The following is a 13,573-nucleotide window of genomic DNA, read 5'->3' as shown; positions in this document are numbered from 1 at the left end:
TAAATTGCATACATTTGTAACAGAGAAACGATAAAGTCACATTACAACCAAAGTAATATACTGCACAATTCTTCTAACCTTTATCAACAGATTTATATAAAAATCAGACTTTGATCAATTTACCCCCAAAAGAGAGAGGCCCTTCGAGCCCCTCTCTTTCTTTAGTTGATATTTCTCGTATCCTCTTATTTCAATGCCTTCAACCAGGCAGGCACAAAGCCCAGGCGTTTCTCCAGCTGTGCTTCGTAAAGAGACTGCGGCTCTACCGGAGTTCCATTACTTTCGTCCAGTTTTACTTGCTCCTGCACAAAATTCAACGGTTCGCCATGAAAACCGACAATAACGGGCGGAAGGAACTTCCAACCTTTAAAGCCGATACGCCACCAGTCGAATACACCGGCAGGAGCCGAATTACCGCTTGCCGTGCGCGATCTTTCCGAATACATATTCCAAATAGTGAGGTCATCGAGGTGATTGGGAAGTTGGTTGTAATCACCTCCCTGACGAGACTGCATGAATCCACCCGTACAATTATCAATCAGCGTAGCACGCGGCTGCGTGGCATGAGACTCAAAGCAGGCATCCAATCCCCAATGTACCCGCCAAATGACAGCACCCATACTCGGTTTTGAGACTCCGCAAGCATGATATTGTCCTGCCCCCTGCTGTATGACGCCTCTATTATCTATTAGAGGTCCGTTGGTACGGTCGGTCACTTTGCCGATAAACACCCGCGACGACCCTTGCGACCGAATGGCGGCATGGCCACGATTACCGTCTATCTTAATATCGTAGGCGGACACGTTAGCGGAAGACGTAATCGAGTTGGCCTCACTAACACTTATAAAGTTCACCCGGCGCATCCACGAGTTTGTCAGGCGTGTCATCTTTATCGGTTTATAAGCACCGTCATGCGCCCAGTTTCTGTGATGCTGAAAATCATCGGTGGCATGTCCTACGAAAGTCACGTCTTCTATACCGACTTCCTCATAATGCGGATATTTGTGGATCGCCCAACCCCAACGAGAATCAACTTCGTGCATTATAGGTTCTTTAAAAGTGATTACATTCCCGCTTTTTGCCACAATTTGGTGGAAGTCCTGCACCTGCACACCTACATTTATAATATTCTCCATTGTTGGCTCGGGTGCATAGGGAGACAACTCGTTGCGTACCAGTTCCGGGTCATTGTTCTGTAAATACAGGCATACCCAGTCACCTTTACTCAGCGAAGCCGCATCAGATACTTCCACGCTAAAAGTACCTTTAGCTGCGTTACCCGTGATATCACAGAGTTTCGACAACCCGGAGTTATGTTTAATATCAATCATTACCGGCGACGAATACATGGTAGTAATATCATCCGGCAAGTTCGGAGTATCCATTATCAGCTTTGTTCTTCCTGCGCCATCTCCCTTAATTACAAAATGGCCTGCGAATATATAGATACTGGAACTTTTATTATTTCCTTTACTATCCAAAGAATATGCTTCATCACCTTCCTTTCCCAATACCGGCTTGCCCGGCTCTATTGTATTGTCATCGTCATTATGCAATACGTATTCTCCTTCCGGGAAATAAATGACAATCCGGGCATTTGCATTGTTGTAATTCTTACCGTCCTTACGGGTCATGTTATTCTCCTGCAATATGGTTATCAAGGCTTCACGGGCAGTCATGCCACGGTTTTCCATACGTTCTTTCACATTGAAAACTTTATATCCTAATGAGAAAGCCTCCGGAGGTGTCACTTCTCCATGTTTGTATCCGGCATACGAATAATCCAACAATACATTGTCATCACTATTCATCAGGAACTTTTTCCACGCTTGTGCTGTGCCGTTATTGCGGGTATCCAGTTTAAGCACACTCCCGCTTGTACGGGATTCCAAAGTGATTGTATTCGTCTGTTCATCTAAAACAGCCGAACGGTAAAGAGAGAAATCAACAGCCGTTTTTCCTTCCAATGACGGAGCCGGAGTGTCACTCAAACGTTGCCACTGATAGCCATTGTAAGAAACTTGCCAACAGCCGTCCTCCCCCAATGCAATTTGAGGAGTAAGAATGCCTTTTCCTGTCTTGTTTAAAGCAGGAGCCGGATTGCCATGCGTATCTGTCAGAATGCGTGAAGTACCTTCCAATTGATAATTCCAGTAACCTTCTTTATCAATTCCAAGAAGGGGAATATCTTTATCGTCGGCAGTTTGGATATAAACATCCGCTATCTGTCGGTTACTCAATTGAAGTTTGTAGTTACCCTTCTCGTCAGAGGTGTAGTCTACAATCTCGGCTTTGCCATTCATCATGGCCTGATAAGCCGCAATATTAGTATTGTATTGCGCAGTGAGTTCTGTTAATTGTTCCGGTTGCTCGGGAATAGTTGGGTTATTTATTGCTTCATCGTCCGAACAGGAAGTGAAAACTATGACAGCAACCATCATACAAGTTGTCGCTATACTATGTAAATCAAGTTTCATGTTTTTCATATTTCTAAAGTCTAATAATGTTATAAAGGCGAAGAATCCGTTAAACCCAATATTAGCATTAATAGATTCTTCGCCTTTATCAAATTTAATTGCAGCAACTATTCGATAACTGCACCTATACCTTGATATTCCGGTTTAAGAGTATATTTTCCTTCAATGTCAACCAACGTTTCAAAAGGAGTCTCTTTTTCTATGGTTATTACATTATCCTTAAAACCTACCGGCGCGGTTCTAAAATACTGCCAAGTCATCTGAGTATTTTCAAGAGAGGTAAATATTCTATTATTAGAAAAGTCTGTTTCATTGAAAGTAGCTGCACCAATCATTAAAGTAGATAACATTGGGAAAGTCCCACTAGCTGCACAATCCGTATCATACCAGAATAGATTATTTTTCATCGTCCATCCTTCTTCAGCGGTTACTTTAAAAAAGCCGGAGCTATTTCCATGATTACTTAGAATATTAATAACCGTGTTATTTTCAATACTCACATTATCAGAGAACTTTGCATTCGTTCCTTTCAGTAATGCCACAAATAGAACAGAGCGATCCTGTGTAGAGCAATAGAAAACATTATTATGAATCATTATATCTCCATAATTCCCATTATTAAAATTCAAGAAATTAATAACTTTAGTAGTTGCCGATGGAGCCGGCACTGCAATATAACAAGATTCAACCAACAATTTTGATATACCTGACGATGCATTATTAAAATAAGAGAACATCTTGTCCGCCATCATCTCAATCTTACAATGATCTAAATACAGTCTTTCTATTACATCTTTACTTGAACTAGGAAAGTTAAACCAATAATTTGCGGTTAACTCATCAGGAGATAAAGTAATCTCCTTACATAACATTCCAATTTTCGACTCCACATTTTCCAAAGAGACAATCCCTTTGGTCATTACTTTTGAAGAATAATTACTATTCTTTTTCTCTCCTATCAGAATCAGGTCACTCACTGCACCAGTCCAATAAGCCGTAGCACCTTCGGCAATAAAGTAAATACCGCTTTCGGAGATTGATTCACCTTCTTTTACCAATACTCCATTCGGGTTATCATATTTATTAAGTACTACATCACCGATCCTGATATCAAATCCAGCCTGATATTCAGCCCAGTAACTATCACTGGAAGTTTTTGCCTTTATCTGATCTGTTGCTGAATTTACTCCATGAGTCACTTCTACAATAATCGTACACTCGCTCGGAGTTGCAGGAGGTGTCACAGTCACTGTTACTTCCGTTGTTCCAGCCACATATTCCGACAGTTTTGCATTCCAATCAGCAGGTGCTTTTACTCTTACTAAATCACCTTCAGCCAAATTTACTTTCACAGTAAAGGAAGACGCACCTCCTCCGGCTACCAACCAAAGATCATCTGTTACACCTTCGGGAACATTAATTGCACATTCCAATCCTTTCACAATAGGAATCAGATACTCCTTTCCGCCAAAAGTAACTTTAAAATTATCTCCGTCAACAGTTGCGTTGCTGATAGGATTCGAACCTGTATTTATACCTTCAGCCAGACCGTTTTCCAATACTTTCCAGGTTGAACCGTTGTCATAACTCACATACCAATACTTTTTATCTCCATCGGCCGGATTGGGTGCAATCTTAAATTCGGGAGTAATGGTAGCATCTTCCCCATTCTCCGCTTGAGCACGCCAGCCTGTATCTGTACCGCCAATAAACCAATTACCATTTGCACCGATCTCAATAGAAGGATAGTTGCCTCCGGTCACTCCCGGAGTCAAAGTCAATGTTTCGCCATTGCTTAAGGTCAAGGTATAAGTATCACCATTGATAGAGTAATCGGTAATAGTCTTGTTGCCGTCCAACAGCACACGGATAATGTTCATCTCATCGTTCAACTGCTGTACCTGTGCCTCAACATTCGTCACACGATCTTTCAAGGCATCAATGTCTCTTTCCAAATCGTCTGTATTACATGACACAAAAGCCAATGCAAACAAACTGAATAATATGAATGATTTATAGTATTTCATAATGATTTCTTCGCTTAATTATTAATTCAACTTATTCAGCAACCGTCACCTCTAATGATTTAATCAGACGATATCCTTCCTTAGAGAATATCTGGAAATAAACAGTATATTTGCCGGAAGCCAGTCCTTTTGTTTTAATCGTCAGATTATCGGAAGCGTCATCAGTCAAGACTACCTGTACAGGTGTGGGATCTATAATCACTCTGGCTACATTCGTCTGTTTTGCCGTCAATACCGCTGAACCTCCCTTCGCTACATTTACAGAAGTAATATTCGATGAACCACCTTGAGAAAAAGTCATATCCAATCCTCCCAATAAAGGGATCTCGGTTTTCGAGCCGTCTGTAAATTCAAAGGTCACGATATTACCGTTCACCGTTACATCGGCAAATATACCTCCCGGAATCTCTCCAATATTGGCAATGTTGTAACGCCCGTCTATACGTTGAGGTTCTCCACCGCCAACGGCATAACACCAGTAACCGTCCGCATCAATCGAGATGGTTGGAGTTTGTCCGTCGGAACCGTCTACGGGAACAGCAGGACAAGGATTGCCTTCTTTATCTTTCAATTCAACGGTTCTACCGTCAAGGGTATATGTCCAATTTCCGGCTTCATTAATGCCAAGTGTAGGAATATCTCCCGCAGGCTGTCCGCCATAAACAACCAATTCCGTACCGTCACTCAGTGAAAGTGTATAGTTACCCTTTTCATCCATTGTATATCCGGTTACAAGAACAAGTCCTTTCACTGCATCTTGGAAAGATTTGATGCTCGTATTCAAATTTTCGAGATCATCTGTCAAAGCATCCAAACGAGCATTCAGATCGTCGATGTCTTTACGTATATCATCCTTATCATCACAGGAGGTAAAGGTGATGACAGGCAATAAGCAAACTAATAGTATCAATATCTTTTTCATAATTCTTAGTTTTAGCGTTGTGCACCATATTGAGTGTAACCTTCTTTGGGAATGAATGTCCCTGTAGATTTGTTAAAAGTAGCCGGATCAGTGGTATTGAATAATCCTTCTACTAATTTTACATCAGGATCAATTGCTGTATTTTGGAACATACGAAGAGGTTTATCGCTTACAGAATATCCAAAATTATCACTACTATCCAATGACTCTACCAAGGAACTAGCACCAGTAAAGAAATATGCTGCCTTAGCGGCATCTGATAACCAATACAAGTTATCCTTTACAGTAGCTTTCAACACTTTAGCTGCCCTGACAAGCCCATAAAGACTCGCACCTGATGACTCAATATCAATCAATGTATTAGATGTTAAATTCAGAGTTTCCACTGTTAAGCCATTGCCATTAAATATCTTAAATTCAGTCACATTCCCATCTAAAGAAGAAGCATAAATAAGGTTATTATCTAAACTAATATTCTTGCAACTCATCTGGGTCAACAAATATAAAGCTGCACCCGATTGAGCAAGATTTATATCTGAATTATGAATAATAAAATTATCCACAGAAACTGCTGATACTTCAGAACTTTTCATTGCAAATCCTTTAGTCGGGACTAAACCATTCACTTTACATCCGTCCAAAACTATATTTATATTCTGTTCTGCTATTATACGTAATGGATAATGAAATGAAGTTGCATTCGGAACTTGATTTAACAAAGTTACATTCTGACAAGCAAACATTCCTTTCAAATATATCTGTTTAGAGACTACCAGATTTATCGTAGTAACATCCTTGGTTGTTGGTACAATAATTAAATTATCCACTCCCGTAGTACCTAAATTATAAGTTAGTCTCACATTATTTGTAGACACAAAATAAACACCACCCTGTTCAATCGGCATATCAGCAGTAACTTCCGTTGCTTCACCATACTTTTCTTTTGTAATCTCCAGCCCGCCTACAATAACAGCCTGTCCTTCATTATACATATCCAGATTAGAAGCAAGTCCTTTCGGATTCTTCACTTTTATCTTGTCAACTGCCCAAAACAAGCCTTCCTGTACCTGAACAGTTACATCGGCAGTATTATCCGCCGCGGCTCTCGTTAACGTTTTATTCTCAGCAGCCGGAGCAAAGATCAACAACTGATAATTATTTCCTTTTTCATCGGCAACATCCAGTTTGTTCAAAGTAGCTCTCCAACCTTGCGGATAAGTAACCTGCGGATTCTCACCTTCAATCTTAGCAGGAATCACCACTCTTTCTCCTTTATTGATAATCAGGAAGTCCTCATCATCAAATGCAAGACCTGTTCTATCAATAGCACAAACCAAAGTTGCCACGATAGGAAGTGTATGCACAGTCCCATCTTTAAGAGTCACAACAAAGTTGCTACCGTCTACTTTGGCAGATTCAAAGATCTGGTCGCCTAAAGAACTGCCACCGGCAATCCCCTCTCCACCGGGAACATTCGCCCACTCACCGTCACCGAAACGTATCTGCCAATTTCCATTCTGTACACGAAATTCGGGATATCCCTCCCCATTCTTACCGTTCTCTCCTACGGCTACTACGCCGGTAGAAATACCGTTGATATACCATTTCCCATCATCTCCTATCGTAATCTCCGGTTCGTTGACTGTTCCTTCCTTACCGATAGTCAATGTCAGTTGGGTATTATCACTTAAAGTTATGACATATTTCGCAGCAACCCCATTCTCTTTAACAGTCTCCACTTTACTGACTGTCTTATTCTGAGGATCAAGGATGTAGCCGATCACAGCCAGATTATCATTCAACAGTTTCACCTGCTGCTCGATAAGCGTCACCCTATCTTTCAGGTCGTTTACATCGTCTTTCAGGTCGTCTATAGTACACCCCGCAACCGCAAAGCCCATGATAACGAAAAGTATATACGATTTTATGTACTTCATAATCTATTAGTATTTAAAGTTATTCTGTTACATTGATTATCAATTCACAAGTCTTGGACGCCACATGTGAATAATTTGCGTTATTCATCAGAAACGTAGCAGTATATGTACCCACCTGATTATAAGTATAAGAGTAAGACTCCAGATCCAGAGAAATGTCTTTTACCTTCACTCCCGAATCCGGTTCGGGACATTCCGCCAGATTCAGATAATCGGAAACAAGCCAATTATACTTCCAAGGATTATTGGCAGCCGTACCGTTAATAGTAAATCCGCCGCTTTTTATACTACTCAAGTTCCACATGCCAGTCACTCCCGTTGAAACAGAACCATATTCAAGATCTTTAGGCATATTTTCCGGAGCCTGTTCTTCATACTTCGTCTTATTCTTCATGTTCAATGGAGTAAAGCCGAAAGAACTTGCATAAGCAGTAGTGACACGTCCGTTCTTCCATTTGGTTTCCACACACATATTCAGAATATTGAATGTAGACTGAACAATAGTAGCCTCCGGATCTTCCGGATTATTGGCACTTATTGCTTCTTTCTGATCTCTGTTCAGCACTAAAGCCAGCGTCAGTTTCTTGCCAATATATTCTTTGACCGATTTACTGAAACTCAAAGCTCCGGCTGCACTGGTCACAGGTGCTTGCGGCAGTTGCGCACGTGTGATAAGTTCCTTCCAGGGAGTATTCTTCTCCACAAGTACAGAATCAGCCTCGAAATTATTCTTGCTCATTCCCGGGAAAAAGATCGTATTTCCCGGATTATCAGGATCTTCTTCTTCCGCCAGATACAACACATCAAACTGGTCTTTGCATGAATTGGCTACCCCGTATTGAGCCCAAATCGAAAACTTAAAGTCGCATGACACAATATCTTCTACCGAAATCTCCTTCCGGTCACGATAAATATACTGATGACCGATTTCGCCACTGAAGAAAGAAATGTAATCAGGATCACCGTGAAAGAGAAACTCGACAGGAGTCCCCTTCTTTACAGTCAGGATGTTGCCTTCGTACCGTACATTCTCATTGGTAGCCACAGTTACACTGACATCAGTCAGATCCCGGTCCAACTCTTTTTCGCATGAAGCAAACAAGAGAGTTCCCAGAGTTAGTATTAAGAATTTATATGTTTTCATCGTTGTATTCTCTTCAAAAATTATTAATTGGATTAAAGCGGATTACCAACCGGGGTTATTGCCCGTAATCAGTTTGTTGACAGCTTTCTCGGCATCCGGAATCGGGAAGTACTGATAAGCGGAAGATACCCGGAAGAAAGGTGCAGCCTGCCCTCCCTGAGTCCAGTTGTTTCCACTCTGTGCCAGCACTGCCTGCTCGTTCATCTTATCTACAAAGTCTCCCCAACGAATCAGGTCGAAACGACGGAGATATTCAAAACAAAGCTCCATTGCACGCTCATCCTTTATAATAGTAAGAAAGTCCTCACCTGAAGTAATCTGACCTGTAAGATCTGAGATTCCGGCACGGTCACGTACCTCTTTCAGGCATTCTTCGGCCAAGGGTGTCGGGGCACCGTTATATTCATTCTCCGCTTCCGCAATCATCAGCAACACATCCGAGTAACGAAGTATAGGGAAATTGATAGAAGTACGGTTCTTGTCCTTCTTTGCAGCAGGCTCATATTCCCGGCGGAACTTGGCACAACACAAATCTTTCCTTTCCTTACCGGCAGCAACCGCTTTTTTGTAAACATCTCCAATCTGCTCCACCTTACTGTTATATTCTTCACCCTCATTGGCTCCCTCATAATTATACGATCTGTCTCCGTACCAGCCGGCACCTTTCACCAGATCATACAACGCCTTGTTTTCAAAAGTTCTTCCTACAATTCCCAAGTCAGTACGGTCCGCAATTCTACGATATGTAAAAGGGGCAATGTTCCAGGTGAAACGTTCATTATCACCATTCGCCACATACAAATCATAAAGTTTCGGAGTTGCCCAAATAAAGCCATAAGAATATCCCGGGTCAGCCTTGCCTACAACATTAGATAAAGAAGAAAAGTCCGAACACTGAAGCCCGATCGTATTTCCGATACGGCCTTCCGAACGCACGTCTCCCGTTCCGTCTCCGGCAAACTCAACTTCCCAGATACTTTCATTGGCAGTCGTATTGTATTTGTCGGAACACATATCAATAAACGGGTCCCAGTAATTAGCGGCAAGCGTATGCCCCTGTGTCCGCACTTTCTGGCCGAAATAGCTGGCACGCTCGAAATACGACTTGTTTTCCGCATCGGCCGGTTTACCGTCGCGCTTATGTTCACCGGCCCAGAATAAATAGACACGTGCCAACATACCCCATGCCGTCGATTTGGAGATACGTCCCGGCTTATAGCTTAACTCTCTGGCAGAGAGCAGCCCTCCGGTTTCTTCATCGGCAGCCTCTTCCATTTCTTTCACGATAAACTTATAAATCACGTTCTTATCCGTACGTGCTATATCCTTATTAGTCACCGTCCCGGACGAATAGGTAGACTCCGTCTTGAACGGCACATCTCCCCAGCACTGCACCAACGTAAAGTAATAAAACGCACGTAAGAAACGAGCTTCCGATTTGTATTGCAAACGGCTCTTATCACTCATTCCGGGGACATTGTCTATCTGTTCCAGAAACATATTGGCACGCTCGATGCCGTTATACAAATTGAGCCAGAGGTTGGTAACCGCCGCATCACTGGTGGTAGTGTTATTACAAATCAATCCTGTATTGGAAATACGTCCGGTAGACCCTCCATAAAACTCCAGGTCGTCACCGCCTGCAAGAACCATGTAATCACCTCCGTAGAAAGTTGACTGTCCTAAGTTCGAATAGATACCGGTCAGGAATGATTGTGCTTCCGCCTCATTCTGGAAATAGTTTTCCGGTACTATTTTATATGGTTCCTTCTCCAAAAAGTCACATGACGCTAGCGTACATGTAGCCAACAAAGAAAGGAATGCTATTTTTATCTTTTTCATATCTTCTCTATTTTTATATGATTTCAACTAAATACTAAAACCCAAGATTAATTCCGAAGTTGACAGCATAAGCCCTCGGATAAGCGGAATAGTCAAGTCCCGGTGTCAGGGCACTGTTACGGATAGACACTTCAGGATCATAGCCGGAATAGCCGGATATTGTCCAGAGATTCTGTCCTGCTACGTAAACACGGGCAGTAGAGATTCCCCATTTCCTAAGCGCTTTCTTCGGCAAAGTATAACCCAGCGTCAATGTCTTCAGACGCAGGAAAGAACCATCTTCGATCACACGTGAAGATACAACCTTGTTGGAACTTGAGTTCTTGGCTACCGGTATATTGCTTGTCGGGTTTTCCGGTGTCCAACGGTCGGCATAAGTCGCATACTGGTTCAGGTTACGTGAATTGTTGACGTTTTCAAAGAACAAGCGGTTCGCATTCAACACATCATTTCCGTAAGACCATTGGAAGAAGATACTCAAATCAAATCCTTTATATTCAAAATCATTCGTGAAACCACCTGTATGGATAGGCAAGCCACGTCCGATCATCGTGCGGTCGTTCGTGTCGATTATACCGTCGCCATTCAGGTCTTTATATTTAGGCATACCCGGCTGAGTGTTGTTCTCGCTGGAGAAGTAAGGAACTCCCGGACGCAACACATACGTATCACCGGACTTATAAAAATCTTCGTATTTGTAAGTACCTTCATACATATAGCCGTACATCATACCCATTGAATAGCCTTTCTTCGCAATGTAAGTAGGCTGTGAATTGTACGTCTGGTCGAAATAAGCGGAGGTCAACAAGGAAGTCTGATTCTCCGCCAACTCCAATACCTTATTCTTATTAAAGGCAATATTGAAATTTGTGCTCCAACGGAAACCGTTTCTATTTATATTTATTGTATTCAGGGTAAATTCCAAACCGGAGTTACGCACTTTACCTACATTCTTCATTGCGCTATAATAACCGGTAGAATAAGGCAAGCTTGCATCAAGAAGCAGATCGCGGGTCGTTTTCATGTACCAGTCTACATTAATGCCAATTCGTTCGTCAAAGAAGCCCAGGTCAAGGCCGACGTTCCACTGTTCCGTCGTTTCCCACTTCAAATCTTTATTCGCTAGCGAGATAGGTACCATACCGATGCTGTTCTGATTGTTCTCGAACGGATAAACTCCCGAAGGAAGATTGTTCGATGCCGCTTTCGCCATTTTCAACAAAGCATAGGCTTCATATTCCCCTACACGGTTGTTACCAGTCAACCCCCAACTGGCACGCAACTTACCATTGGAAAGAATGGACTTATATTCCTTCATGAAGTCTTCTTCGCTGAAGTTCCACGCCAGAGAAGCCGAAGGGAATAACCCATACCGATTCTTTTTGGCAAACTTGGAAGAACCGTCGACACGGAAAGAAGCCGTTGCATAGTACTTTGACATATAATTATAGTTCACACGTCCGAGATAAGACATCATAGACCATGAGGACTTTTCAGAGCTTGTCGTACTTGGGATACCTTCGTTCATGCCGGCCATGCCCAAAGATTCATTGGGGATATTGGTGGTCTTGAAAGAATAGTATTCATAGTCGGAATTCTGCAAAGTAATACCAAGCAACGAATTAAAGAAATGCTTCTTGTTAATGTTAACCTGATAGGTCAATACATTTTCGTTCAACCAGGTCAGACGTTGCTGGCGGACTACCTGTGCATTCACCTTATCCGTTGAGATCGGGCTACCATAACGGGTCTTTGAGTTATTAAACGTATCATTGCTACGGGCATCGTACGTGTAACCGCCGGATACCTTCAGCTTCAATCCCTTGATAAATTCATATTCTACAAAACCGTTCAACTGAAGGTTATTCGTATAGTTCTTACGATATTCGTTCTTCAATGACATAATCGGGTTGAAACGATAGTCATTAGTCGGTTCTACTGATGAATCCAGCGCATTGTCCATTAAGGTGCTCAACGGAACATCCGGTTCGGTAACAGGGCGGTAACCCCATACACTATAAAATAAGTTATTCATACCGCTGGATGAATATAAAGAGGTAGAGCTACCGGTCTGAATGGCACGTGCATAGTTGGCAGTTACACTCATATTCAGTTTGCCACGGCGGACAACGGTATTCATACGAGTTTGGAAACGTTTGTAGTTGGAGTTGAGCACGATACCATCCTGATCGAAATAAGAAGCCGACGCATTGTAACGTACCCCTTCCGTTCCGCCCATCAGGCTGACGTTATGGCTTTGCTGCCAAGCTGTGCGGAAAATCTCGTCCTGCCAGTCATACTGCGGAACACCCCGGTAATCTTCCACCGTCCACTGCTTGCCTTCATGTTCAATCAGATAGTTCTTTTGGGTATCTGCCGGAAACAGTTCATTCTGCAACTTCACAAACTCATACGCATCCAGCATTGGAATTGTATTGGTGACCTGCTGAAATCCGAAACTTCCGTCATACTTGAGTTGAGGTTTTCCAACCTTTCCTTTCTTGGTCGTGATAATAACGACACCGTTAGCACCACGGGCACCATAAATGGCAGTGGCCGAAGCATCTTTCAACACTTCAACGGATTCAGCGTCGGAAGGGTTAATGGTAGCCGCAATAGCAGGATCTTCTACCGGAAACCCGTCAATAACATATAAAGGTGAATTATCCTGGGTCAGAGAGTTGTTACCACGGATAACAATATTCATCGTTCCGCCCGGCATACCCTCGCCCGAACTTACGTTTACTCCGGCAATACGTCCACCCAAAGTCTGGTCGAATGAAGAAGCAGGCGTTTTCAGCAAATCTTCCATATTTACTTTCGCCACTGCACCGGTCAGGTCTTTCTTCTTCACCTCCTGATAGCCTACGATAACGACTTCGTCCAATGTCTTCGTATCTTCCTTCAAGATGATAGACATGGGCTTGGCCGTCTCGACCGGCAATTCCTGGGTTACATAACCGATAAAAGAGACTATAAGAATAGACTTCTTATTAGGAGCATTCAACGAGAACTTACCATCAATATCTGTTATCGTACCCTGAGTACCGCCCTTGATCTGAATACTGGCACCTGGGACCGACTCCCCGGTTTGATCAACGACTGTACCCCGTACAAGTACTTGGGCTACTGCCACAGAGAAAGAAAATAAGGTTAACAGCATCATACTGAAGCCTCTCTTCCATGAAAAATTTGTTCGGAATCCGGTTTGCATACTATTAGTT

7 protein-coding genes are annotated in these 13,573 nt (G+C 42.6%); all 7 read right to left on the bottom strand.

Features of this window, described 5'->3' with window-relative positions; translation table 11 throughout:
• Window positions 1-185: 185 nt before the first annotated feature.
• Window positions 186-2,486, bottom strand: coding sequence for a DUF4955 domain-containing protein (locus CGC64_RS04195; RefSeq protein WP_005676946.1), 2,301 nt, complete (start codon window positions 2,484-2,486; stop codon window positions 186-188).
• A 98-nt stretch (window positions 2,487-2,584) separates the two neighbouring features.
• The gene (locus CGC64_RS04190; protein ID WP_005676945.1) at window positions 2,585-4,504 is read right to left on the bottom strand and encodes a PL29 family lyase N-terminal domain-containing protein; all 1,920 of its coding nucleotides are present in this window, start codon (window positions 4,502-4,504) and stop codon (window positions 2,585-2,587) included.
• A gap of 31 nt (window positions 4,505-4,535) precedes the next feature.
• Window positions 4,536-5,426, bottom strand: coding sequence for a PL29 family lyase N-terminal domain-containing protein (locus CGC64_RS04185; protein WP_005676943.1), 891 nt, complete (start codon window positions 5,424-5,426; stop codon window positions 4,536-4,538).
• An 11-nt stretch (window positions 5,427-5,437) separates the two neighbouring features.
• Window positions 5,438-7,363, bottom strand: coding sequence for a PL29 family lyase N-terminal domain-containing protein (locus CGC64_RS04180; protein WP_005676941.1), 1,926 nt, complete (start codon window positions 7,361-7,363; stop codon window positions 5,438-5,440).
• Between the two features lie 19 nt (window positions 7,364-7,382).
• On the bottom strand, window positions 7,383-8,507 hold the full coding sequence (locus tag CGC64_RS04175) for a DUF5017 domain-containing protein (RefSeq protein WP_005676940.1): 1,125 nt from the start codon (window positions 8,505-8,507) through the stop codon (window positions 7,383-7,385).
• A 42-nt stretch (window positions 8,508-8,549) separates the two neighbouring features.
• Window positions 8,550-10,349 (bottom strand): RagB/SusD family nutrient uptake outer membrane protein, encoded by a 1,800-nt coding sequence (locus CGC64_RS04170; protein WP_005676939.1) that lies wholly within the window; start codon window positions 10,347-10,349, stop codon window positions 8,550-8,552.
• 34 nt (window positions 10,350-10,383) lie between these two features.
• Window positions 10,384-13,563 carry a SusC/RagA family TonB-linked outer membrane protein gene (locus CGC64_RS04165; protein WP_005676938.1) on the bottom strand — a complete coding sequence of 1,060 codons (3,180 nt, stop codon included), beginning with the start codon at window positions 13,561-13,563 and terminating at the stop codon, window positions 10,384-10,386.
• Between the last annotated feature and the right edge of the window lie 10 nt (window positions 13,564-13,573).

The sequence above is a fragment of the Bacteroides caccae genome (genome assembly GCF_002222615.2).
GTDB classification, from domain to species: Bacteria; Bacteroidota; Bacteroidia; order Bacteroidales; family Bacteroidaceae; genus Bacteroides; species Bacteroides caccae.
The sequence above is the reverse complement of the archived record's forward strand: the minus strand, read 5'-3'. Positions and strand labels throughout refer to the sequence as shown.